The organism is Panacagrimonas perspica, assembly GCF_004364935.1.
Taxonomy (GTDB): domain Bacteria; phylum Pseudomonadota; class Gammaproteobacteria; order Nevskiales; family Nevskiaceae; genus Panacagrimonas; species Panacagrimonas perspica.
In genome coordinates this window covers 205,274-227,900 of sequence record NZ_SOBT01000008.1, presented here as the reverse complement: position 1 = coordinate 227,900, position 22,627 = coordinate 205,274, and the positions used below count along the sequence as shown (strand labels likewise).

General features: G+C 66.5%; 21 protein-coding genes. 15 read left to right on the top strand and 6 right to left on the bottom strand.

The window, feature by feature from the left end; genetic code table 11:
* Window positions 1-326 precede the first annotated feature (326 nt).
* Together dxs and DFR24_RS01130 are read left to right on the top strand one after the other, a co-directional pair.
* Complete coding sequence (dxs, locus tag DFR24_RS01135) at window positions 327-2,204, top strand: 1-deoxy-D-xylulose-5-phosphate synthase (RefSeq protein ID WP_133879517.1); 1,878 nt, start codon at window positions 327-329, stop codon at window positions 2,202-2,204.
* Window positions 2,204-2,944: a hypothetical protein gene (locus DFR24_RS01130; RefSeq protein ID WP_133879516.1), complete on the top strand. Its 741-nt coding sequence runs from the start codon at window positions 2,204-2,206 to the stop codon at window positions 2,942-2,944. The genes dxs and DFR24_RS01130 overlap by 1 nt, the downstream gene beginning before the upstream one ends.
* Before the next feature lie 78 nt (window positions 2,945-3,022).
* Here DFR24_RS01130 and DFR24_RS01125 read toward each other — a convergent pair whose 3' ends face one another.
* The 3 genes from DFR24_RS01125 to DFR24_RS01115 all read right to left on the bottom strand — a co-directional run bounded on the left by DFR24_RS01125 (window position 3,023) and on the right by DFR24_RS01115 (window position 6,414).
* Window positions 3,023-4,084: a PilT/PilU family type 4a pilus ATPase gene (locus DFR24_RS01125; RefSeq protein ID WP_133879515.1), complete on the bottom strand. Its 1,062-nt coding sequence runs from the start codon at window positions 4,082-4,084 to the stop codon at window positions 3,023-3,025.
* 122 nt (window positions 4,085-4,206) lie between these two features.
* Window positions 4,207-5,376 carry a PilT/PilU family type 4a pilus ATPase gene (locus DFR24_RS01120; RefSeq protein WP_133879514.1) on the bottom strand — a complete coding sequence of 390 codons (1,170 nt, stop codon included), beginning with the start codon at window positions 5,374-5,376 and terminating at the stop codon, window positions 4,207-4,209.
* A gap of 3 nt (window positions 5,377-5,379) precedes the next feature.
* A complete protein-coding gene (locus DFR24_RS01115; RefSeq protein WP_133879513.1) occupies window positions 5,380-6,414 on the bottom strand; it encodes a type IV pilus twitching motility protein PilT in 1,035 nt (344 codons plus the stop codon).
* Between the two features lie 81 nt (window positions 6,415-6,495).
* Here DFR24_RS01115 and DFR24_RS01110 point away from each other — a divergent pair, with 81 nt between their 5' ends.
* Complete coding sequence (locus tag DFR24_RS01110) at window positions 6,496-7,185, top strand: YggS family pyridoxal phosphate-dependent enzyme (protein WP_133879512.1); 690 nt, start codon at window positions 6,496-6,498, stop codon at window positions 7,183-7,185.
* Window positions 7,182-7,847 carry a ribose-5-phosphate isomerase RpiA gene (rpiA, locus tag DFR24_RS01105; protein WP_133879511.1) on the top strand — a complete coding sequence of 222 codons (666 nt, stop codon included), beginning with the start codon at window positions 7,182-7,184 and terminating at the stop codon, window positions 7,845-7,847. Before DFR24_RS01110 ends, rpiA begins: the two co-directional genes overlap by 4 nt.
* 90 nt (window positions 7,848-7,937) lie before the next feature.
* Here rpiA and DFR24_RS25100 read toward each other — a convergent pair whose 3' ends face one another.
* Window positions 7,938-8,459: a hypothetical protein gene (locus DFR24_RS25100; RefSeq protein WP_133879510.1), complete on the bottom strand. Its 522-nt coding sequence runs from the start codon at window positions 8,457-8,459 to the stop codon at window positions 7,938-7,940.
* A 252-nt stretch (window positions 8,460-8,711) separates the two neighbouring features.
* Here DFR24_RS25100 and DFR24_RS01095 point away from each other — a divergent pair, with 252 nt between their 5' ends.
* From DFR24_RS01095 to hemH, 6 genes are all read left to right on the top strand, one after another.
* Window positions 8,712-9,086, top strand: a complete 375-nt coding sequence (locus DFR24_RS01095; RefSeq protein WP_366518893.1) for a DUF4399 domain-containing protein — start codon at window positions 8,712-8,714, stop codon at window positions 9,084-9,086.
* A 15-nt stretch (window positions 9,087-9,101) separates the two neighbouring features.
* Window positions 9,102-9,872: a 3-hydroxyacyl-CoA dehydrogenase gene (locus tag DFR24_RS01090; protein WP_133879508.1), complete on the top strand. Its 771-nt coding sequence runs from the start codon at window positions 9,102-9,104 to the stop codon at window positions 9,870-9,872.
* A 196-nt stretch (window positions 9,873-10,068) separates the two neighbouring features.
* The gene (locus DFR24_RS01085) at window positions 10,069-11,346 is read left to right on the top strand and encodes an acetyl-CoA C-acetyltransferase (RefSeq protein ID WP_133879507.1); all 1,278 of its coding nucleotides are present in this window, start codon (window positions 10,069-10,071) and stop codon (window positions 11,344-11,346) included.
* 272 nt (window positions 11,347-11,618) lie between these two features.
* Window positions 11,619-13,028, top strand: coding sequence for an amino acid permease (locus tag DFR24_RS01080; RefSeq protein WP_133879506.1), 1,410 nt, complete (start codon window positions 11,619-11,621; stop codon window positions 13,026-13,028).
* A 25-nt stretch (window positions 13,029-13,053) separates the two neighbouring features.
* A complete protein-coding gene (locus DFR24_RS01075; RefSeq protein ID WP_133879505.1) occupies window positions 13,054-14,736 on the top strand; it encodes an alanine/glycine:cation symporter family protein in 1,683 nt (560 codons plus the stop codon).
* Window positions 14,733-15,824, top strand: coding sequence for a ferrochelatase (hemH, locus tag DFR24_RS01070; RefSeq protein ID WP_133879504.1), 1,092 nt, complete (start codon window positions 14,733-14,735; stop codon window positions 15,822-15,824). Before DFR24_RS01075 ends, hemH begins: the two co-directional genes overlap by 4 nt.
* 44 nt (window positions 15,825-15,868) lie before the next feature.
* On the opposite strand, the gene DFR24_RS01065 is transcribed toward hemH, so the two are convergent.
* Together DFR24_RS01065 and DFR24_RS01060 are read right to left on the bottom strand one after the other, a co-directional pair.
* Complete coding sequence (locus tag DFR24_RS01065; protein ID WP_210772592.1) at window positions 15,869-17,200, bottom strand: OmpA family protein; 1,332 nt, start codon at window positions 17,198-17,200, stop codon at window positions 15,869-15,871.
* A 110-nt stretch (window positions 17,201-17,310) separates the two neighbouring features.
* On the bottom strand, window positions 17,311-18,411 hold the full coding sequence (locus DFR24_RS01060) for an OmpA family protein (protein WP_133879502.1): 1,101 nt from the start codon (window positions 18,409-18,411) through the stop codon (window positions 17,311-17,313).
* A gap of 165 nt (window positions 18,412-18,576) precedes the next feature.
* Between DFR24_RS01060 and sohB the strand changes: the two genes are divergently transcribed.
* From sohB to DFR24_RS01035, 5 genes are all read left to right on the top strand, one after another.
* Complete coding sequence (gene sohB, locus DFR24_RS01055; RefSeq protein ID WP_210772591.1) at window positions 18,577-19,605, top strand: protease SohB; 1,029 nt, start codon at window positions 18,577-18,579, stop codon at window positions 19,603-19,605.
* A 179-nt stretch (window positions 19,606-19,784) separates the two neighbouring features.
* Window positions 19,785-20,417: a YbhB/YbcL family Raf kinase inhibitor-like protein gene (locus DFR24_RS01050; protein WP_133879501.1), complete on the top strand. Its 633-nt coding sequence runs from the start codon at window positions 19,785-19,787 to the stop codon at window positions 20,415-20,417.
* A 130-nt stretch (window positions 20,418-20,547) separates the two neighbouring features.
* Complete coding sequence (locus DFR24_RS01045; protein WP_246051467.1) at window positions 20,548-21,924, top strand: DegQ family serine endoprotease; 1,377 nt, start codon at window positions 20,548-20,550, stop codon at window positions 21,922-21,924.
* A 121-nt stretch (window positions 21,925-22,045) separates the two neighbouring features.
* Entirely contained in the window at window positions 22,046-22,252 is a 207-nt protein-coding gene (locus tag DFR24_RS01040; protein WP_133879499.1) for a hypothetical protein, read from the top strand.
* Between the two features lie 32 nt (window positions 22,253-22,284).
* Entirely contained in the window at window positions 22,285-22,575 is a 291-nt protein-coding gene (locus tag DFR24_RS01035) for a cell division protein ZapA (protein ID WP_246051466.1), read from the top strand.
* Window positions 22,576-22,627: the final 52 nt, after the last annotated feature.

Genomic DNA, 22,627 nt, shown 5'->3' with positions numbered 1-22,627 from the left:
TGCCGACGCAGCCTCGCACAGTCAATCCGGAACGCCCCCACCCTTGCGTGGGGCGCCGCGCTCATCTCGTCGTCGCGTAGCCCGGACGCAGTCCGGGATCCTCGCTCGATCCGCGGGCCGAAATCCCGGACTGCGTCCGGGCTACGACGCTGCCATCGACTCCCTCCCGCAACGCTGGCCATGGCTTGTCGCCGGCCCGCGTCCGGCCTTCGTGCCAATGCCGGAGACCCACGCCGGAGAACAGACTCGTCCTGCACTGCAGCAATTGCACGATAATGACGCACCGACCGCACACGACCCGTGCATCGCTGGACGACACTGCCCGCATGACCGAAATCCCTGGGTACTCCATCCTCGGCCGCATTCAGCAGCCCGCCGACCTGCGTCGGCTGCCCGCCGAGGAATTACCGCATCTGGCCGTGGAAATGCGGCGGTTCCTGATCGAAACCCTGGGTCGCGTCGGGGGGCATTTCGCCGCCAACCTGGGCACGGTCGAGCTGAGCCTGGCCCTGCACCGCTGCTTCGATACCCCGCACGATCGCCTGGTCTGGGACGTCGGCCACCAGGCCTATCCGCACAAGATGCTCACCGGCCGCCGCGCCCAGCTCGAGACCATCCGCAAGTTCGGCGGCCTGCATCCGTTCTGCTGGCGCGACGAGAGCGAGTACGACACTTTCGGCGTCGGCCACTCGAGCACTTCGATCTCCGCCGCGGCCGGCATGGCCGCCGGCGCGCGCATCAAGAAGGAAAAGCGCCGCGTCGTCGCCGTGATCGGCGACGGCGGCATGACCGCCGGCATGGCCTACGAGGCCCTGAACCACGCCGGCCACCAGAAGCTGGACATGCTGGTGGTCTACAACGACAACGACATGTCGATCAGCGAGAACGTCGGCGCGCTGCGGGATCGCACCGCAAGGCTGGCACAGCGGCTGGGCCTGGTGGCGCCGCACCTGACGCGGCTGCCGCAGGACGACGAAGTCAACGAAGCCCACCTCGACGATCCGGCCGCGCTGTTCCGCACGCTGGGGTTCGGCTATCACGGCCCGGTCGACGGCCACGATCTTGGCGCGCTGACCCGCGCGATGGAAAAGCTGCGCGACCTGCCCGGCCCTCACCTGCTGCACGTGCTGACGGTCAAGGGCAAGGGCTTCGAGCCCGCCGAGATCGACCCCATCAAGTATCACGGCGTCACGCAGTTCGACCCGGTCACCGGCGAGTTCCCGCCGGCCAAGCAGGGCGGCCGTCCCAGCTACACGCAGATCTTCGGCGACTGGCTGTGCGACGCCGCCGCGAAGGATCCCCGTGTCGTCGGCATCACGCCGGCGATGCGCGAGGGCTCGGGGCTGGTGGAATTCGCCAAGCGCTTTCCTGATCGCTACCACGACGTCGGCATCGCCGAGCAGCATGCGGTGACGCTCAGCGCGGGCCTGGCCTGCGAAGGCCTGCGTCCGGTCTGCGCGATCTATTCCACGTTCCTGCAGCGCGCCTACGACCAGCTCATCCACGACGTGGCGCTGCAGAACCTGCCCGTCGTGTTCGCACTCGATCGCGGCGGCCTGGTCGGTGCCGACGGTGCCACGCACCACGGCGCGTTCGACCTGTCGTACCTGCGCTGCGTCCCGAACATGGTGGTGATGGCGCCCAGCGACGAGAACGAATGCCGTCGCATGTTCGCCACCGGCCTTGTTCTCAACCAGCCTTCGGCCATCCGTTACCCGCGCGGCAGCGGCAACGGCACCGCGCTCGAAGCCGATGCCAAGCCGCTGACGATCGGCAAGGGCCGCATTGTTCGCGAAGCGCATGGCCGTCGCCGCCCGCGCGTCGCGTTCCTGGCGTTCGGCAGCATGGTGCAGACCGCGCTCGAAGCCGCCGAGATCCTCGACGCCGTCGTCGCCGACATGCGCTTCGTCAAGCCGCTGGATCACGAACTGATCCTGGAGCTGGCCAACGAGAACGACCTGATCGTCACGCTGGAGGACAACGTGAAGTCCGGCGGCGCCGGCAGCGGTGTCAACGAAGTGCTGGTGGCGCAGCACCACACGGTTCCGGCGCTCAACCTGGGCCTGCCCGATCATTTCGTCGAGCACGGTTCGCGCGAGGAATTGCTGGCGCAGATCGGACTCGACACCGCCGGCGTGCTGCGCAACGTGCAGAAGCGCCTGCGCGCACGCGACCTCGACGAGCGCATCGCGCGCCACGGCTGATGGCGAATCGCGCGGCGCGCGGTCTTCTGTCTGCGCGCACGTCGGGACGGTGGGCATTCGCCGTTCTCGCGTGCCTGAGCGCCGCCACCGCGCTCGGCGCCACGCGCGAAGAGCTCGAGGCGGTGATCAACGCCCCGCTGCTGAGCGCCGATCCGGCGAAACCCATCCAGATCATCGCCGCGAACTGGTGGGTGGTCACCGACGGCCTGTCCGACGACTTCAAGGGTCTCATCGAACCCGATCACCAGGTGAAGCTGGGCGACAGCGTCGTGGTCGGCAGCTTCGTCGTCGATGGCAGCAAAGGTCCCGTCACGCTCGTGGTCGACTACGCGGCCTCGGTCAAGGCGCTCACGGGCTCGGACGGCAGCGTGCGCATCGGCATCGAGTGCATGGGTCAGCCGCTGAAGTGCGCCATCCCGGCCAACAAGAGCGTGCTGATGTATCACGCGGACCTGATGTCGCGACTGCTCATCAAGCTCAAGGACTCGGCGGCGGCGCTCGCGATCGGTCGCGACGCCTTCAGCTACCGCCTGCCCGCCGACGAGGGCGTGCGCGTGGACATCACGCTGGGCACGCCGCACAAGCTCGATCCGCTGTTCGTGAAGGCCTGGCTTATTTACGGCGAGAACGCGGCCGAAGTCGTGCCGGGCCAGACCTCGCAGTCCAATGCCATCAAGCTGTGGGTCGGCGCCGGGATCGTGGGCCTGTTCCTGCTGTGGCGGCGCCTGATCCGACGCTGAGCGCCCCCGTAGCCCGGACGAAGTCCGGGAATCCTCAACTTCACGGGGCCCCGGACTTCGTCCGGGCTACAGAAAACCTCAAACGCCGAAGTTGATCTTCGCTTCGAGGTTGGTCCGCGAATCGGCGTTGTGCAGCGCCTCTTCGAGATCGATGATCCCGCGCTTGTAGAGGTTGTAGAGCGCCTGGTCGAACGTCTGCATGCCCTTCTCCGAGGACGACTCCATCGTCGCCTTGATCTCGTCGATGCGCTCGGAAAGGATCAGTTCCTGGATGTAGGGCGTGTTCAGCATCACTTCGACCGCGGCGCAGCGGCGGCCATCCTTCCGGCGCACGAGGCGCTGGCTGACGATCGCGCGCAGGGTCAGCGACAGATCCATGTAGAGCTGCTGGCGCCCGTCCGCGGAGTACAGGTTGATGACGCGCTGCAGGGCTTGATACGCGTTGTTCGCGTGCAGCGTGGTCAGGCCCAGATGGCCAGTGTTGGCGAGCTGGATGCAGGCGTCCATCGTGTCGCGTCGACGCACCTCGCCGATCAGGATCACGTCCGGTGCTTCGCGCAGCGACGAGATCAGCGCGCGATCGTAGCTTTCCGTGTCCTGCCCGACCTCGCGCTGATTGATGATCGAGCGGCGGTTCGGATGCACGTACTCGATCGGGTCCTCGATCGTCAGGATGTGGCCCGAGGAATTCTCGTTGCGATGATTGATCATCGCCGCGAGCGTCGTGCTCTTGCCGCTGCCGGTGGCGCCGACCACGAGGATCAGGCCCCGCTTCTGCATGATCAGATCCTTGAGGATCTCCGGCACACCCAGCGAATCGAGCGTGGGCACGTCCGACTTCACGTAGCGCATCACCATGGCCAGCTGGCCGCGCTGCGTGAAGACGTTGACGCGGAATCGCCCCAGGCCGCCGGCTTGCGAGGCCAGATCGATCTCGTTCTTCTGGACCAGATGCTCCTGCTGCTCGGGGGTGAGAATCGAGTAGGCAAGTTCCTTGATGAACTCGCCGGTCATCAGCGTCTTGCCGATCGCGAGCATCTCGCCTTCGATGCGCAGCATCGCGGGCGCATTCGACGTGAAGTAGATGTCGGAAGCGTTCTTCTCGACGCAGAGCTTGAGGTACGGAAGAATCTTGAGCATCGCGAACTTTCCCTGGCGCAGCGGCCGCGATGCGGCGACGGCTTTGTGTTTGGAGCTTCTTTCCGACGTGACGCCTGCCGGAGCGAAGACCCTTCGCTCCGCCCAGGGCGGCAGCCCCAGGCTTACCGGCGAAGGATCTGGCCTGCGTCCTCGTCCTTCTGCATCGTCATCTTCTTCACCACTTCGTCCTCGAGCAGGTTCTGCGCGGCACGCTTGGATTCGAGCTTGATGCGCAGGCGCACCTCGTTCTGCGAATCGGCGTTGCGGATCGCTTCCTCGTAGTTGATGACCTTGTGCTCGAACATGTCGAACAGGAACTGATCGAAGGTGATCATGCCCTGCTCGTTGGAGCGGCCCATGACCTCCTTGAGCTCGGCGACCTCGCCCTTGAAGATCATGTCAGCCACCAGCGGCGTATTGAGCAGGATCTCCATCGCCGCGGCGCGGCCTCCGGTTTCACGGCGCACCAGGCGCTGCGAGATGATCGCGCGCAGGTTCAGGCCCAGATCCATCAGCAACTGCTCGCGCTTCTCCTCGGGGAAGAAGTTGATGATGCGATCGAGCGCCGAGTTGGCGCTGTTCGCGTGCAGCGTGGTCAGCACGAGATGACCGGTTTCCGCGAAGTGCACCGCGTATTCCATCGTCTCGCGCGTACGCACTTCGCCGATCTGGATGACGTCCGGCGCCTGGCGCAGCGTGTTCTTCAGCGCGTTGTCCCAGCTGTGCGTATCGATGCCGATTTCACGCTGCGTGACCATGCAGCCGGCGTGGGCGTGCACGTATTCGATCGGATCCTCGATCGTGATGATGTGGCCCTTGGAGTTCACGTTGCGGTAGCCGAGCATCGCCGCCAGCGACGTCGACTTACCCGAACCCGTGGCGCCGACCATGATGACCAGGCCGCGCTTGGCCATCGCGATGTTCTTGAGCTGCTCGGGCAGGCCGAGCTGTTCGAACGTCGGGATGGTGGTGGTGATGACACGCATCACGGCGCCGACGCTTCCCTGCTGCACGAAAGCCGAGACGCGGAAACGCCCGATGCCCGGCGGGCTGATCGCGAACTGGCACTCGTTGGTCGATTCGAATTCCTTGATCTGCCGATCCGCCATCAGGCTGCGCACGATCAGTGCGGCGTTCTCCGACGACACCGGCTTGTCCATCACCGGCGTGACCTGGCCATCGACCTTGATCGCCGGCGGGAAACCCGCCGTGATGAACAGGTCGGAGCCGTTCTTGGCCTTGAGCAGAGTGAGCAGCTGCTGGACGAGTCGAATGGCCTGGTCGCGCTCCATGGCTCAGAGCTCCAGTGCCTTGTTGGCCTTGCGACGGGCATCGCCCGCATCCACCAGGCCCTTCTTCACCAGATCCTTCAGGCACTGCTCGAGCGTCTGCATGCCTTCCTTCTGGCCCGTCTGGATCGACGAGTACATCTGCGCGACCTTGTTCTCGCGGATCAGGTTACGGATGGCCGGCGTGCCGATCATGATCTCGTGCGCGGCCACGCGACCGCCGCCGCGCTTCTTGAGCAGCGTCTGCGAGATCACGGCCTTGAGGCCTTCCGACAGCATCGCGCGGATCATGTCCTTCTCGGCCGCGGGGAAGACGTCGACGACGCGGTCGATGGTCTTGGCCGCCGAACTCGTATGCAGCGTGGCGAGCACGAGGTGGCCCGTTTCCGCGGCGGTCAGCGCCAGGCGGATGGTTTCCAGGTCGCGCATTTCGCCGACCAGAATGGTGTCCGGATCCTCACGCAGCGCCGAGCGCAGCGCTTCGTTGAAGCCCAGCGTGTCGCGATGCACTTCGCGCTGGTTGATCATGCAGCGCTTGGACTGGTGCACGAATTCGATCGGGTCCTCGATGGTCAGGATGTGACCGTGCTCGGACTCGTTCTTGTGGTTGACCATCGCCGCCAGCGTGGTCGACTTGCCCGAACCCGTCGGACCGGTGACCAGCACCAGTCCACGCGGAAGGTCGGCGAGCTCCTTGAAGATCGGCGGGCAGTTCAGATCTTCCAGCGAGACGATCTTGGTCGGAATGGTGCGGAACACCGCGCCCGAGCCACGTGCCTGGGTGAACGCGTTGACACGAAAACGCGCCAGGCCCGGGATCTCGAACGAGAAGTCCGTTTCGAAGAACTCGTCGTAGGCCTTGCGCTGCTTGTCGTTCATGATGTCGTACACCATGCCGTGCACCTGCTTGTGATCAAGCGGTGGCAGGTTGATGCGTTTCATCTCGCCGTCGACACGGATCATGGGTTCGACCCCCGCCGACAGGTGAAGGTCCGAAGCCCCGTTTTTGACGCCGAACGTCAACAGCTGCGCGATATCCATGAGTCCCCGTAAAGCGTTTACGCGTGCCCCCCAAGGCGACCGACACTAGCGGCAAAACCGGCAGAAAAGCAACAGACTTAGATGCAGAACCTCAAGGAAAGCCTGACGCTCGTGCGCACCCGGATCGAGCGCGCCTGCACGGCCTCGGGGCGCCCTGTCGACGCAGCCCGACTGCTCGCCGTTTCGAAGACCTTCGGGGCCGATTCGATCCGGGCGGCGGCCGAGGCGGGCCAGTCTGCTTTCGGCGAGAGCTACGTGCAGGAGGCGCTGGACAAGCGGGCTGCGCTGGCCGACCTGGCGCTCGAATGGCATTTCATCGGTCCGGTCCAGTCGAACAAGACGCGGGACATCGCCGCCCACTTCGATTGGGTGCATGGCGTGGATCGGCTCAAGGTGGCGCAGCGCCTCTCCGATGCACGGGATCCCGCCGCAGCGCCGCTGCAGGTATGCGTGCAGGTGAACATCTCCTGCGAAGCCAGCAAGTCGGGCTGTGACCCGGCGCAGGCGCAGGCGCTGTGCGCCGCCGTGGCGAAACTGCCACGGCTGCGGCTGCGTGGCCTGATGGGAATCCCCGCTCCGATCAAAGATGCCCGCGACGCGCGCGCGCCGTTCCACGAATTGCGCGTGCTGTTCGAAAACATTCGCGCGTCCGGCCTGCCGCTGGATACCATTTCCGCCGGCATGACCGACGATCTGGAGATCGCGATCGCCGAAGGCTCGACGCTGGTGCGCGTCGGCACTGCCATTTTTGGACAACGGATTCCCACATGACCCAGGACGAAGGCAAGCGCGAAGCCGCGCGTGCCGCTCTCAAATATCTGCGCCCCGGCGAGCCGATCGGCATCGGCACCGGCTCGACGGTGAACCACTTCATCGATCTGCTCGCGCCGCACAAGTCGGACATTCCGGCCGCGGTCTCCAGTTCCGAAGCATCGACGGCCCGGCTCAAGGCGCTCGGCATCCCGGTGGTGGATCTCAACGAAGCCGGTTCGCTGTCGCTGTACGTGGATGGCGCCGACGAGACCAACCGTCACCTGCAGCTCATCAAGGGCGGCGGCGGCGCGCTGACGCGCGAGAAGATCATCGCGGCGGCCTCGCGCATGTTCGTGTGCATCGCCGACGAATCGAAGCTGGTGCCCGCGCTCGGCAAGTTCCCGCTGCCGGTCGAGGTGCTGCCGATGGCGCGCAGCTACGTGGCGCGCGAGATCGTCAAGCTCGGCGGCCAGCCCGAATTGCGCGCCGGCTTCACGACCGACAACGGCAACCCGATCCTGGACATCCATGGCCTGCGCATCGAAAAGCCGCTAGAGCTGGAGCAGCAGATCTCGATGATCGCCGGCGTCGTGACGGTGGGACTGTTCGCGCACCGGCCGGCCGACCTGCTGATCCTGGGCGGACCGAAGGGCGTGCAGGAGTTGAAGGCGGCGCGGTGACGGGCTGTCGGGGCTGACGCCCCTCCTGCATGAGCATTTCGATCCTGTAGGAGGGGCGCCAGCCCCGACAGGACCCACGCAGATCGTCCTTTAATGGACTTTCCGCGACTTCCCCGCCCTTCGCGCCGCGTCCCGCTGCGGCCTGCCTGAAGCATTGCGATCCCAGCCCGGACCCTGTCGCGGGCCGGCGGCAGCTCTCGGAACGAGACCTTCCGGCAGCTTCATCGCCGAACGTTTGGGCTCGGGCGGCTTCGGCGGGGTGGGCTCGGGCTTCGGGGCGACGGCCTCAGGCTTCGGCGCGACCGGCTCGTGCTTCGCGACCGGAGCCTCGGCCTTCGGCGCAACGGGATCCGGCTTCGAGGCAATGGCCTTCGGCTTGGCAGCGACTTTTGGCTTCGGGGCCACCGGCTCCGTCTTCGGAGCGACGGCCTCGGGCTTTGGCGCGACCGCCTTGGGCTTGGTGGCGACGACCTTCGCCTTCGGAGCGACCGCCTCCGCCTTTGGAGCGACGACCTTGGGTTTGCGGGCGACAGCGTTGCGCTTGGGGGCAACGGCGTCGGGCGCCGGCTCCGCATCCCCTACTTTGGTCGGTGTGGGCTTCTTCTGGGTCATGCCATCGTCACGCGGATCAATCGGAACGAAGTGTAGCCAATGCCTGTCCCACTTCGCGTCGCCCGTTATCATCGCGGCCTCACCTTCGTTGCCCCCTGATCCCTTTCGTTTCGGAGCCGGACCATGCGCTTTCCGCTGATTTCTTCGCTGACGTTGTCGCTCGCCGTAGCCGGCCTGCCCGTTCTGGCGTTGGCCAAGGACGATGCCTTCGCCGGAATCAAGGAAGCAGCCAAGGCGCAGGCCAGCAACAAGATGGCCGAGAAATTCAACCTGCCCAGTGCCGCTCCGGCCGGCGCCAAGGTGTACATCATTTCGCCCGCCAACGACGCCACGGTGACCAGCCCGGTCACGGTCGTGTTCGGCCTGTCCGGCATGGGCATCGCACCCGCCGGCACACAGATCGAGGCCACCGGCCACCACCACCTGTTGATCGACGATCCCACGGTCGATTTCGCGCTGCCGCTGCCCACCAGCGAGCAGGTCGTCCATTTCGGCAAGGGTCAGACCGAGACCACGCTCAAGCTCAAGCCGGGCAAGCACACGCTGCAGCTCGTCCTCGGCGACTGGAAACACCAGGCGTTCAATCCGACGCTGGCGTCCGACAAGATCACCATCACCGTCAAATAAAGAACGAAGGGTCACATGAAGATTGAGAACAACAGTTTTGTCGTCACCGGCGGCGCGTCAGGCCTGGGCGCTGCCACCGTACGCAACCTCGTCAAGCTCGGCGGACGCGTCGTCGTCGCCGATCTCAACGAGGTGGGCGGCCATGCCCTGGTCGCCGAACTCGGCGAGCAGACCCGCTACATCAAGTGCAACGTCGTCAACGAAGACGATGCCCGCGCCGCGGTGCAGCTCGCCAAGAGCGCGTTCGGCGGCCTGCACGGCGCGATCAACTGCGCCGGCATCGGTGCGCCCGCCAAGGTCCTGAACAAGGACGGCACGGCGCAGGCGCTGGAAGTGTTCACCAAGGTCGTCAACGTCAACCTGATCGGCAGCTTCAACGTCATCCGCTTCGCCGCCGAAGTGATGAACGCGCAGCAGCCCAACGAGGAAGGCGAGCGTGGCGTGCTGGTCAACACCGCCTCGATCGCCGCCTACGACGGCCAGATCGGCCAGGCCGCGTACTCGGCCTCCAAGGCCGGCCTGATCGGCATGACCTTGCCCATCGCGCGTGAATTCGCCCGCATCGGCGTGCGCATCGTCACCATCGCACCGGGCCTGTTCGAGACGCCGCTGATGGCGACCCTGCCCAAGGAGATCCAGGATTCGCTGGGCAAGAGCGTGCCGTTCCCGTCGCGCCTGGGCCGTCCGCACGAGTTCGCGCACCTGGTGCAGTCGATCCTCGAGAACACGATGCTCAACGGCGAGACGATCCGTCTCGACGGCGCGCTGCGCATGGCGCCGAAGTAACCCGTCGTAAACCATAGCCCGGGTGAAACCCGGGGTTCCGTCATCCCGCCGAGAGGAACCCCGGGTTTCACCCGGGCTACGGCCGGGATGACGGAAGCCTCCGCGCCCCGCCCCGTGGCGCTGCGGCCGCATGAGCTTCACGGAGGCACGCCTAGAATCCGCGCATCATCTTTCCTTCCAGCGCGGAGCTGATCCCATGAAGCAGACCATCCAGCGCGTCGCCATCCTCGGCGGTGCCCGCATTCCGTTCGCCCGCTCCAATGGCGCGTATGCGGAAGCCTCGAACAAGGACATGCTGACCGCCTCGCTGCGCGGCGTGGTCGACAAGTTCCAGCTCCACGGCGAGCGCCTCGGCGAAGTGGCGGCCGGCGCGGTGCTCAAGCATTCGCGTGACTTCAACCTCTGCCGTGAATCCGTGCTGTCTTCCGGCCTGTCGGCCGAGACGCCCGCCTACGACGTGCAGATGGCCTGTGGCACCGGCCTGCAGGCGGCGGTCAACATCGGCAACAAGATCGCGCTGGGCCAGATCGAAGTCGGCATCTCGGGCGGCGTCGATACGACCTCGGATGCCCCCATCGGCGTCAACGAGAAGCTGCGCAAGATCCTGCTGGAAGCCAACCGCGCGAAGACCGGCGGCCAGCGCCTGAAGGCCCTGGCCAAGTTCCGCCCGAGCATGCTGGCCCCGTCGATTCCGGCGGTGACCGAGCCGCGCACGAAGATGAGCATGGGCCAGCACACGGAGCTGATGGCCAAGACCTGGAACATCGCGCGCGAAGAGCAGGACCAGCTCGCGTTCGAATCGCACATGAAGGCCGCCGCCGCCTACGAGTCGGGCTTCTACAGCGATCTGATCGTTCCGTTCCGCGGCCTGGAGCGTGACAACAACCTGCGCGGCGACACCAGCCTGGAAAAACTGTCGTCGCTCAAGCCCGCCTACGACCGTGCCAACGGCACGCTCACCGCCGGCAATTCCACGCCGCTGACCGATGGCGCCTCGGCGGTGCTGCTCGCCAGCGAGGAGTGGGCCGCGGCACGCGGGCTGCAGCCGCAGGCCTACCTGACGCACGCCGAGACGGCGGCCGTGGACTTCGCCACCGGCAAGGAAGGCCTGCTGATGGCGCCTGCCTACGCCGTGCCGCGCATGCTGGCGCGCGCCGGCATCAAGCTGCAGGACTTCGATTTCTACGAGATCCACGAGGCTTTCGCGGCGCAGGTGCTGTGCACGCTCAAGGCCTGGAACGATCCGAAATTCTGCAAGGAACAGCTCGGCCTTTCGGGCGTGCTGGGCACGATCGATCGATCGCGCATGAACATCCGCGGCGGCTCGGTGGCACTGGGCCATCCGTTCGCGGCCACCGGCGGCCGCATCCTGGCCACGCTCGCGAAGATCATCGACGAGAACCGCGGTGGGCGCGGGCTGATCTCGATCTGCGCCGCGGGTGGCCTGGGCATCACGGCGATCGTCGAGCGCTAACGCTCCCGTAGCCCGGACGAAGTCCGGGGTTTCGCTCGATGGGCGAGCGGAATCCCGGACTTCGTCCGGGCTACGCCTTGCGCCTCACCGGAGGCTGGCGCTGCACGAGCGCCCCCGTCTGCTCGGACCCGATCCGCAAGTCGCGACCTCCGCGTCGCCAGACGGCATACTTATCGCATCGAGCCTGATCCCGGATCAGGTCCGGTGCGGCGCGGGCCGCTCCCACCGCGACGCGAAGCACCACAGGGACAATGACAGCCCACGGAGCCTGCATGAGCCTGATGCGAACCAAGCCGGTCGCAGTCGATGCGAACACCGGCCTCAAGCGCTGCCTGACCGCGTTCGACCTGACGCTGCTCGGGATCGGTTGCATCATCGGCACCGGCATCTTCGTTCTCAGCGGCGTGGCCGCGGCGCAGCACGCCGGGCCTGCCATCGTGCTGTCTTTCATCCTCTCCGGCACCGCCTGCGGGTTCGCGGCGCTGTGCTACGCGGAGCTGGCCAGCGCGGTCGGCGGCTGCGGCAGCGCCTATGGCTACGCCTACGCCGGAATCGGCGAGTTCGTGGCCTGGATCATCGGCTGGCTGCTGATCCTCGAATACGCGGTGGCCACGGCCACCGTCTCGATCGGATGGTCGGGCTATCTGTCGAGCATCCTCGATGCCTTCTTCGGCGTGCATCTGCCCGCGCAGTACATCTCGGCGCCGGCCGAAGGCGGCATCGCCAACGTGCCGGCGATGCTGATCGTGCTGGCGCTGGCGGGTCTGCTGTCCTGGGGCGTCAAGGAATCGGCCCGATTCAACGGTGTCATGGTGTTCGTGAAGCTCGCGACGATCCTGGCCTTCATCTTCATCGCCGGCCAGCACGTCAACGTCGACAACTGGCATCCGTTCATTCCGGAGCGCGTCATCGACGCCGACGGACACGGCCACTACGGCGTCATGGGCGTGACCACCGCTGCCGCGCTGATCTTCTTCGCCTACATCGGATTCGACGCCGTCTCCACCGCGGGCGAGGAATGCGTGCGGCCGCAGCGTGACCTCCCCATCGGCATCCTCGCATCGCTGGGTATCTGCACGGTGCTGTACATCGTCGTGTCCGGAATTCTCACCGGCGTCGTGCCGTATCAGCAGATCGATATCAAGGCGCCCGTCGCCGAAGCCATGAGCGGTCTGGGCGTGAGCTGGGCCAAGGGCGCCGTCGCCACCGGCGCGATCTTCGGTATCACCACCGTGATGCTGGTCCTCTACTACGGCCTGACCCGCGTCGTGCTGGCGATGTCGCGCGACGGTCTGCTGCCGGCATCGATGGCGGCGGTGAATCCGCGCACGCAGACGCCGGTGCGCCTGATCCTGTGCAGCGGCGTGCTGATCGCGCTAGTTGCCGGCTTCTTCCCGATCGGCAAGGTCGCGGAGCTGGTGAACCTGGGCACGCTCGGCGCGTTCTTCCTGGTCTGCGCGAGCGTGATGATCATGCGCCGCACGCGTCCGGATCTGGTGCGGCCGTTCCGCGTGCCGTTCTCGCCGGTGCTGCCGATCCTGGGCATGCTCTTCTGCGCGTGGCTGATGATCAGCCTGCCGCTGATGACCTGGATCGCGTTCTCGGTGTGGTTCAGCGTTGGCATGCTGGTGTACTTCGGCTACTCGCATCGCCACAGCACCCTGGCAACGGCTTCAGCTTGATCGTGCACGGGCACCTTACCGGCTGATGAGTTCCTTCTTCGCGCTGCTCGAACAGCTCAATGCGGTCATGTTGTCCGTTCCGGTGCTCGCCACGCTGCTGGGCGCGGGCGTGCTGTTCACGCTCTGGAGCGGGTTTTCGCAGTACCGCTCGCTGACGCACGGCGTCGCGCTGGTCGCGGGGCGCGGCATCGACACGCGCGGCGGTCAGGGCGCGCTCTCGCATTTCCAGGCCTTGTCGACTGCCCTCTCGGGAACGGTGGGGCTGGGCAACATTGCCGGCGTCGCCATCGCGGTGGAGTTCGGCGGGCCCGGCGCCGTGTTCTGGATGTGGGTCGTCGGCATCGTCGGCATGGCCCTCAAGAGCACTGAAGTCACGCTCGCGATGCTCTATCGCGACATGAGCAACCCAGACGATCCGCACGGCGGCACGATGTACGTATGCCGTCGTGGCCTCGCCGCGATGGGGCCGCTGTGGGGTGCGCTGGGCAAGGTCGCGGGCGCCTTCTTCTGCGTGGCGATGCTCACGTTCGCCGTCACTGGCGGCAACATGTTCCAGGCCTGGAGCGTGGCCGACACGACGCAGGCCTACTTCGGCGTCCCCCAGTGGATCAGCGGTGTCGTGCTGGCGCTGCTGGTCGCGCTGGTCGTGCTCGGAGGCGTCAAGCGCCTGGGCCAGACGGCGGACAAGCTCGTGCCGCTGATGTGCCTGATCTACGTGATCGCGGGTGTCTACGTGCTCAGCGTCAATGCGCAGACCCTGCCCGACATCTTTCGCCTGATCTTTCGCAGCGCATTCGCGCCTGCCGAGGCGGTCGGCGCCTTCAGCGGCGCGAGCCTGGGCATGGCCTTCATCTTCGGAATGAAACGTGCACTGTTCTCGTCCGAATCCGGCCTGGGCACGGCGCCGATCGCGCACGCCGCCGTGAAGACGCCCGAGCCGGTCACCGAAGGCGTGGTCGCGGGTCTCGAGCCCTTCATCGACACGCTGGTGGTGTGCACGATCACCGCGCTGGTGATCCTGTCTTCGGGTGTGTGGAACCGCGGTCCGGTGGGCACCTGGAACGTGCCGCCCGCGATGACGCAGATCCAGCCAGGCGAGTGGGAGCCGGCGGTGAGCGAACTGCCGACGCAGTCCTCCGAAACCTTTCGACCCGGCGACCCGGTGTTCGTGATGCTCGAGATCGACGGGGAGCGCGCACGTCTCCATGGCGAAGTGGCGGTGCTCGAAAACGGCATCGGCCTGCGCTGGCAGCGGCACGTCGGCGTGTCGACGCCGGTGCTGGTCGAACCCGGCCTGTTCGCCGACTACCGCGGCTCGACGCTGGCGGCCAAGGCCTTCGACACCGCGCACGCGGGTCTGGGCAAGTGGATGGTGACGACGGCCGTCTGGCTGTTCGCGCTGTCGACGATCATCACCTACGGGTATTACGGTGAGCAGGGCATGCGCTACTTCGGCGTGAAGGACCGCGGCGTGCTCGTCTACCGGCTGCTGTGGTGTGCGCTCGTGGCGCTCACCTGCCTGGGCTTCATCCGCACGTCCCGTGAAGTGGACACGCTGTCGACGGTTGCGCTCGGCTTCATGCTGGCGGTGAATCTTCCCGTGATGTTGTTGCTGGGCACGCGCGCGATGGGCGCCTGGCACGACTACTTCCGCCGCCTCAAACGCGGAGAGATCGCACTGCCGCCTCGCAAGACGATTGCCCGATGAACATGGAAACACCGCATCGAACGCCGGCCCGCACCGGCCTGCTGCTGATCAACCTCGGAACACCCGACGCGCCGACTGCCGGTGCGATCCGCCGCTACCTGCGCCAGTTCCTGTCGGACCGTCGCGTGGTGGAATTCCCGCGCGCCTTGTGGCTCGCCGTCCTGTACCTGTTCATCCTGCCGTTCCGCCCGCGACGCCTGGTTCACGCCTACGAGAAAGTGTGGACGGCCCGTGGCTCGCCGCTGCTGGCGATCTCGCGCGACCAGCAGCAGGCGCTGGCGTCCACGTTCGGCGCCGACGTCGTCGTGGGTCTTGCGATGAGCTATGGCGAGCCGTCGATCGAGAATGCGTTGGCCGAACTCGAAAGCGCAGGCGTTCGCAGAATGCTCGTGCTGCCGATGTATCCGCAGTATTCGGGCACCACGACGGCGGCTGCGTTCGATGCCCTGTTCGCGGCGCTCCGCCAGCGTCGCTGGATGCCGGAACTCCGCACGATCGGCAGCTATCACGACGATGCCGCGCATATCGAAGCGCTCGCGACGAGCATCGAGTCCTGGTGGCAGGCACATGGCCGCGGCGAGCATCTGCTGATCTCGTTCCACTCCATCCCGCGGGCGTACGTGGAGGCCGGCGATCCGTATTTCTGCCAGTGCCAGAAAACCGCACGCCTGCTGGCCGCGCGGCTCGGACTCGAAACCGGTGCCTGGTCGGTGAGCTTTCAATCGCGTCTGGGCCGGCAACCCTGGCTGATGCCGTACAGCGACATCGTGATCCCGCAGCTGGCGACGGCGCGCGGCGTTCGGCGGCTCGACGTCGTCTGCCCCGGCTTTTCGGCGGACTGCCTGGAGACGCTGGAAGAGGTCGCGATCCGTTATGCGGCCGACTTCGCCGCTGCCGGTGGCGAGACGCTGCGCTACATCCCGGCGCTCAACGCGCAACCGGTGCATATCGCGGCACTGGCCGAACTCTGCCGGCAGCACCTGCAGGGATGGCTCGAAACGCCGGCCGAAGATGCGGCGGAAATCGCCGCCCGTCTTCAGCGCGTCGAGGCCATCGGTCCGACGCTGGATTCGCCCAGCCTGCGCTGACGCTACGCCTGAACCCTTAGCTCCCGCAGAACGACAGCATCGCCTCAGCGCACGACGATGCTCACGTCGGCGCGTCGCGCCGCCGTCGGCGTTTTCGTCGACACATCCACGCTATTGCGCGCAATGCCCAGCGCCACGAGCTTCGCGCGAACCGTCGCCGCGCGACTTTCCGCAAGTTGTGTTGCGGGAGGACCGATCTCGCTCGCATCGACCCCACTGGTGACGACGACACGCGCCGAGGTATCCGACCGCATCACGCGAGCACCACTCTTGATGAAGTCTTCGAGCACGTTGACCGAGTCGGCATCCAGCACCGCGCTGTAGGGCGCGAAGTTGATCGAGGTCCTGGACACGCTGCGTTCCGCGGACACGGCTGCGGGCGCTGGCGGGGCCGGCTTTGCGACCGGTGCAGCGGGCTTCGGCGCCGCAACGGGAGCGGGCGGCGGCGGGAGCGCCGGCTTGGCGACCGCGACCGGCGCCGGGACTGGAACCGGCACGGCCGTCGGAGGCGTCACCGGCGGCGCACCTGATGTCCCCTTGCGGATCTGGAAGACCGGTATCTGCGTGACCGGCGCAGGACCGTTCACGACGCGCAATTCGACGCGGCAGTTGCGGCCCAGACTCGCGCCGAAGTAACGCGGCTCACCCGCGCCCGGAACACGCATCGAGATTCGCTGCTGCGGCACGCCGCTGGCGACGAGGAAATCCCGCACGGCTCGTGCTCTGGACGTGGCCAGGCGCGGCGCCATCGTGCCGTCGGACTTGGTGTCGCCGTGGCCCGAGAGCACGAGATTCATCGACGCGTTCTTCTCGAGTTCCGGCAACAGTTCCTGCGCGCTCTGCTTGATGGAGCGCCGGGCCGCCCACGACAGCTCGGCGTCCCCCTCATGGAAATAGAACGTCCGCTCGGGCTCCGAAAGAATGACGATCTCCGAGGGCTCCGCCGCAGCGTCCGACGGCGCACCGACCGGCGCTTTGGGCAACACCGGCGCAGGAGGGCGCGCGAGAACCGGAAGCGGCCCTGCAGGACGTGAGGGCGTCGCAGCCGCCCCCGGCTTCGTTGCGCCGGCCGACGCTCGAGCGGCCAGGCCCGCCTGCGGCTTTTGTCCCGCAGCGCAACCCTCGGCGTTCACGACGGCGCCGAACGCCGATGTCGGGCAGAGATCCAGGCCGTCGGCAACGCCATCGACGTCCTCGTCGAGCGCACAGCCCTTGGCATCCACTCTCGCGCCGGCGGGCGACTGCGGGCAGTCGTCGGTCGCATCCGCAATGCCGTCCCCATCGGTGTCGGGCACCGGCCTGGCCGCGGCCTGGGCGATGCCCGCCATCAGGCCTGCGAGCAGACCTCCGACGACGATCATTGATCGGGTGCTCATGCAGGCGTGATCCGGTGAAAGGGTTCGGGATTCGAGTCTGGGCAAATCGGCAGAAACAAAGAAGCGCCGCCGCGACGGCGGGGCTTCCATGACAGCCCGCCGTCGACGGTCTACTTCTCGCGGGCGCGGACTTCCGCGCGACGATTCAACGCCCGGCCTTCATCGGTTTCGTTCGTCGCCTTGGGCCGTGCCTCGCCGTAGGCCTGTGTGTTCACGCGGGCGGCATCGACACCCTTGCGCTGCAGATACTGCTTCACGACGTTGGCACGCCGCTCGGACAGCGCCTGGTTGTAGCCGTCCGTGCCTTCCCAGTCGGTATGCCCGCCGACGTCGATCTTGAGCTGCGGATAATTCTTCGCGAGACCGTTGATGACCTTGGCCGCGTTGTCGAGCAGCGCCATCGCGTAGTCGGTCAGGTCGGACTTGTCGAAGGCGAAGTGCACGTCTTCGAACTTCTGGTTCGGATCGCCCTTTGCGGACTTCTCGACCGGACAGCCCTTGTCGTCCACCGTGGTGCCGGCCGGGGTTTCAGGGCAAAGGTCGGCGGCATCGCATACGCCGTCACCGTCGCTGTCGGGGCAGTCCGCGGGCGTCGGCGCAGCGCGGCCCGGCCTGGCGCCCAGCGGCACGACGATGCCCACCTTGATCACCGCTTCGCCGACGTCGTCCTGCGCCGACCCGCCCAGCGCGTCTTCGCCGAAGAAGATGCGGCGATACCGGACGTCGCCGCGCACGCCAAGCTCATGCCCTCCGATCTCGAAGAGCTTCATGAAGCCCAGGCCGACGTCCGCGAACGGATCATCGGACGAGTTGCCGCCGTTCTTGATGTCGGTCCGGATGCCGCCGACGCCGACGCCGAAGTACGGCGAGAAATTCGGATCGCGGCTGTAGAAAAACAGGCCGTCGATCTTGCCGCCGTAGTCGCGCATGCTCGAATTGCCGGTGTCGCGCGAGTAGTTGTGGCCGAACGCGGCGACTTCGAAGCCCAGCCAGCGATTGATCGCCTTGCCGAAACTCAGTTGCAGGCCCTTGCCTTCGGTGAAGGCGCGATCGGGAATGCCCACCAGATCGCCGCGCTCGTCTTGCTGGGCGACATAGCTGAAGAGGCCGGAGACGTAGGGGCGCATCTCGCTGTAGGCGTCGTCGGCGTGCGCGGGTGCGCCTGCCAGCATCGCCCATGCGGTCAGCCCCGCTGCCGTCACTTTCTTCATGCGCCCACTCCCCTGCTGGTTTGACAATCAAAAACGCAAATTCGGCAAGCAAATCAGCGAGGTTATTATAGGCGTCGCATTACCCCACGCGACAATCAGACGGCCGCCGTCGCGAGCCGTCGCCCGCATGTCGCGCCTCACCCCGCCCTTTTCTGGAGTCTTCGCGTGATCGAGTTCGTGTCCGACTACGGACTGTTCCTGGCCAAGTCGGTCACCCTGGTGATCGCGATCCTGCTGGTGGCCGCCAATCTGTTTGCGCTGGCGCGCGGCGCACGTGCGCACGGCGGCAAGGGCCTGGAGGTGCGCAACGTCAACGAGCGCCTGCGCGACATGGCCGACACCCTGCGCGATGAAATGCTGGATCCGGGCGAGCGCAAGAAACTGGCGAAGACGCGCAAGTCGGAAGAAAAGACGAAGAAGAAGGCCCAGGCCAAGAAGGGCGCCGTGTCCCGGCCGCGCGTGTTCGTGCTGGATTTCGAGGGCGACCTGCAAGCACACGCCGTGGCGAGCCTGCGCGAGGAAGTCAGCACGGTTCTGCAGGTGGCGCGAAAGGAGGACGAGGTGCTCGTGCGGCTGGAGAGCGCCGGCGGCCTGGTTCACGCCTACGGCCTGGCCGCGTCGCAGCTCACGCGCGTGCGCGCTCGCGGCCTGCGGCTGACGGTCGTCGTGGACAAGGTCGCAGCCAGCGGCGGTTACCTGATGGCCTGCGTAGCCGATCGCATCCTGGCGGCGCCGTTCGCGGTGATCGGCTCGATCGGCGTCGTCGCCCAGATCCCCAACTTCAACCGGCTGCTGCGCAAGAACGCCATCGACCTGGAGCTGCACACGGCCGGTGAATTCAAGCGGACGCTGACCCTGTTCGGCGAGAACACCGACGCGGCGCGTGCCAAGTTCCGCGAGGAGCTGGACGAGACGCACGCGCTGTTCAAGAGCTTCGTCGCCGAGCACCGACCGGTGCTGGACCTGGCACGCGTGGCCACCGGCGAGCACTGGTTCGGCACCCGCGCGGCGGAGCTCAAGCTGATCGACGAGATCCGCAGCAGCGACGACTACCTCCTGCAGCGGGTCGAGGACGCCGACGTCTTCGAAGTGCGCTACCAGGCCCGCAAGCCGTGGTCCGAGCGCCTGGGCCTGGGACTTGCCCGCATCGCCTCGGCATTTGGACGCAAGGCCTTCGCGCCCGACGTGCCCTGATCGCGCGATTTGCAGACTCTTTTGGGAGCCGGATCGCTCTGTAGCTTTCGACAGGCTGACGCCCGCGGGTGCGGGTTGTTACCCTTAGCCCTCGCGCGCCGCCCGGTCATCGAGACGATCGACCTGCGGCACGGCGGCCGGGATTGCCGCCACAAAACAACCAGAACGGGACCATGGCGATGAAGCTCAGCAGCAAATCGTTCGAAAACGGCGGCGTGATTCCAGGTCGCTGCGCGTTTGCGGTCAAGGCGCCCAGAGGGCATGTCCGTCTTTCGGACAACCTCAATCCGGAGCTGAGCTGGACCGGCACGCCCACTGGAACGAAGAGCTTCGTGCTGCTGTGCATCGACCCGGACGTGCCGACCAAGCCGGACGACGTCAACAAGGAAGACCGCGAGGTCCCGCTCAAGCTGCCGCGCACGACGTTCACGCACTGGGCGATGGTGGACATCGGCGCGGACGTCACCGAGATCGAGGAAGGCGCCTTCTCGCGCGGCGTGACCGCCCGCGGCAAGCGTGCGCCGGCAGGGCCCGAAGGCTCGCGCCAGGGCATCAACGACTACACCGGCTGGTTCAAGGGCGACGCCGACATGGGCGGCGATTACCTGGGCTACGACGGCCCCTGCCCGCCGTGGAACGACAGCGTCGTGCATCACTACCGCTTCGAATTGCATGCCCTCGACGTGGAGCGCTGCGCCGTGGAAGGCTCGTTCACGGCGGCCGATGTTCAAAAAGCCATCCAGGGCCATGTGCTGGGCAGCGCCAGCATCACCGGCCGCTTCAGCCTGAACCCGCGCATCCGCCTGCTGTAGCGCACGTACAACCCTGGACCGCGCGAAACTCTGTGCGACCCGCGCGGTCCTAGCCGGCGCTGCCTCCAGGCAGTGCATCCATATCGAGGAACCGATGTCCCGCTCCCTACTTCTGAAGATTGCGGCTCCCGTGGCCGTGTCCGTTGGCGTGTTCTCCTTCGCCCTGATGTCGACTGCGCCGGTGCCGAGCCAGGCCGACATCAGCGTTCCGATGCAGCAAGGCGTGCCGTCGCTGGCGCCGATGCTCAAGACCGTCATGCCGGGCGTCGTCAACATCGCCGTGACGTCCAAGGCGCCGATGCAGAACCCGCTGATGCAGGACCCGTTCTTCCGCCGCTTCTTCGAAGGGCCCGGAGCCCCGCAGCAGCAGGAACCCGAAGAGCGCGAAGAGCAGTCCACCGGTTCGGGCGTGATCGTCGACGCCGCCAAGGGCTACGTCATCACCAACAATCACGTCGTCGAGACGGCCGAATCGATCAAGGTGCGCCTGTCGGACGACCGCGAGTACGAGGCCAAGCTGATCGGCAAGGACCCGCAGACCGACGTCGCGATCCTGCAGATCAAGGCCGACAAGCTCACCGCCATCCCGCTCGCGGATTCGGACAAGGCCCAGGTCGGTGACTTCGTCGTCGCCATCGGTTCGCCGTTCGGCCTGCGCCAGACGGTCACTTCCGGAATCATCAGCGCCACCGGCCGCTCCACCGGCATCAGCGAAGGCGGCTACGAGGACTTCATCCAGACCGACGCCTCGATCAACCCGGGCAACTCGGGCGGCGCGCTGGTGAATCTCAACGGCCAACTCGTCGGCATCCCGTCGAACATCCTGTCGCGCTCGGGCGGCAACATCGGCATCGGCTTCGCGATCCCGATCAACCAGGCCCGCGGCGTCATGAACCAGCTCATCGAGCACGGCTCGGTGCAGCGCGGCCGCATCGGCGTCGTGGGTCAGGACGTCACGCCGGATCTGGCCAAGGCCTTCGGCCTGCCGTCGGCGCGCGGCGCCGTCGTGGCGCAGGTCATGCCGGATTCCCCTGCCGCCAAGGCCGGCCTGAAGCCCGAGGACATCGTGCTCGAGGCCAACGGTCGCGAAGTGCAGAACATGGCGCAGTTGCGCAACACGGTCGGCCTGATGCGCGTGGGCGAGAAGGTCGAACTCAAGGTGCTGCGCGAGGGCAAGACGCGCAACGTCACCGTCGTCGTGGGCAAGGACAGCGAAGAAGCGGCCGCCGCCGAGGGTCTGCATCCGTCGCTGGCCGGCGCCATGTTCGCGCCGCTGGATGAAGCCACGGCCAAGAGCGCGCAGACCAAGGGCATCCTGGTGCAGAAGGTGGCACCCGGTTCGCCGGCGGCCCGTGCCGGCCTGCGCGACGGCGACATCATCATCGCGGTCAATCGCGAGCGCGTCGAAGACATGGCGAAGTTCAACAAGCTCGCCGGCGTCAAGGATGGCCAGTTGCTGATGCACGTCCAGCGCGGCAACGGCGCGCTGTTCATCATCGTCCGCTGAAGCGGCGAAGATTCTTCGATAATCGACGCACCTCTCCCGCCTGCCTCGCAGGCGGGAGAGCATCGTCGCTCCCGCTTTCGCGGGGCTATACTCGCCGTGGACCCGAACCCCGGCGGCTCACGTGCTCGAAGCGGAACTCGAACAGCTCGAACAACGCGTGCAACGGCTCGTCGCTGCCTACCGGCAGGCGAAGCTGGAAACCAAGCGCGCCATCCAGGAGCGTGATCGCCTCACCGCCCTCAACGCCGAACTGCGCCGACGCATCGAAGGCGTCGTGGATCGCGTCCGCAAGCTCGAAACCGAGCAGGGTTCGGAGGAGAACGTATGAGCCCCAAAGCGTCTGCGGCTGAAGCAGAAAGCATGAGCGTCACGGTCCGCATCATGGGCCGCGAATACACCGTCGTCTGCGCGCAGGAAGAGCACGAGGCGCTGGTCGCGTCCGCGGACTTCCTCAACGACCGCATGATGGCCATCCGCAAACGCGGAAAGGCGCTGGGCGCCGAACGCATCGCCGTGATGGCGGCGTTGAATCTCACGCGCGAACTGCTCGAAGCGCGCGGATCGGACAAGGTGAGTCCGCCGAGCAACGCGTCGGTCGAGCGCGTCAAGCAACTGCGTCTGGATATCGATTCCACGCTCGCACTCGAGTAACGCGACCAACGCGCATCGCGAGCCGACGGACCCCCTTGGGATTCCGCGATCA

Excerpts from the sequence above, each read along its gene's own strand:
- dxs (WP_133879517.1), top strand. The coding sequence starts at position 327 with ATGACCGAAATCCCTGGGTACTCCATCCTCGGCCGCATTCAGCAGCCC.
- DFR24_RS01130 (WP_133879516.1), top strand. The coding sequence starts at position 2,204 with ATGGCGAATCGCGCGGCGCGCGGTCTTCTGTCTGCGCGCACGTCGGGA.
- DFR24_RS01125 (WP_133879515.1), bottom strand. The coding sequence starts at position 4,084 with ATGCTCAAGATTCTTCCGTACCTCAAGCTCTGCGTCGAGAAGAACGCT.
- DFR24_RS01120 (WP_133879514.1), bottom strand. The coding sequence starts at position 5,376 with ATGGAGCGCGACCAGGCCATTCGACTCGTCCAGCAGCTGCTCACTCTG.
- DFR24_RS01115 (WP_133879513.1), bottom strand. The coding sequence starts at position 6,414 with ATGGATATCGCGCAGCTGTTGACGTTCGGCGTCAAAAACGGGGCTTCG.
- DFR24_RS01110 (WP_133879512.1), top strand. The coding sequence starts at position 6,496 with ATGCAGAACCTCAAGGAAAGCCTGACGCTCGTGCGCACCCGGATCGAG.
- rpiA (WP_133879511.1), top strand. The coding sequence starts at position 7,182 with ATGACCCAGGACGAAGGCAAGCGCGAAGCCGCGCGTGCCGCTCTCAAA.
- DFR24_RS25100 (WP_133879510.1), bottom strand. The coding sequence starts at position 8,459 with ATGACCCAGAAGAAGCCCACACCGACCAAAGTAGGGGATGCGGAGCCG.
- DFR24_RS01095 (WP_366518893.1), top strand. The coding sequence starts at position 8,712 with ATGGCCGAGAAATTCAACCTGCCCAGTGCCGCTCCGGCCGGCGCCAAG.
- DFR24_RS01090 (WP_133879508.1), top strand. The coding sequence starts at position 9,102 with ATGAAGATTGAGAACAACAGTTTTGTCGTCACCGGCGGCGCGTCAGGC.
- DFR24_RS01085 (WP_133879507.1), top strand. The coding sequence starts at position 10,069 with ATGAAGCAGACCATCCAGCGCGTCGCCATCCTCGGCGGTGCCCGCATT.
- DFR24_RS01080 (WP_133879506.1), top strand. The coding sequence starts at position 11,619 with ATGAGCCTGATGCGAACCAAGCCGGTCGCAGTCGATGCGAACACCGGC.
- DFR24_RS01075 (WP_133879505.1), top strand. The coding sequence starts at position 13,054 with ATGAGTTCCTTCTTCGCGCTGCTCGAACAGCTCAATGCGGTCATGTTG.
- hemH (WP_133879504.1), top strand. The coding sequence starts at position 14,733 with ATGAACATGGAAACACCGCATCGAACGCCGGCCCGCACCGGCCTGCTG.
- DFR24_RS01065 (WP_210772592.1), bottom strand. The coding sequence starts at position 17,200 with ATGAGCACCCGATCAATGATCGTCGTCGGAGGTCTGCTCGCAGGCCTG.
- DFR24_RS01060 (WP_133879502.1), bottom strand. The coding sequence starts at position 18,411 with ATGAAGAAAGTGACGGCAGCGGGGCTGACCGCATGGGCGATGCTGGCA.
- DFR24_RS01050 (WP_133879501.1), top strand. The coding sequence starts at position 19,785 with ATGAAGCTCAGCAGCAAATCGTTCGAAAACGGCGGCGTGATTCCAGGT.
- DFR24_RS01035 (WP_246051466.1), top strand. The coding sequence starts at position 22,285 with ATGAGCGTCACGGTCCGCATCATGGGCCGCGAATACACCGTCGTCTGC.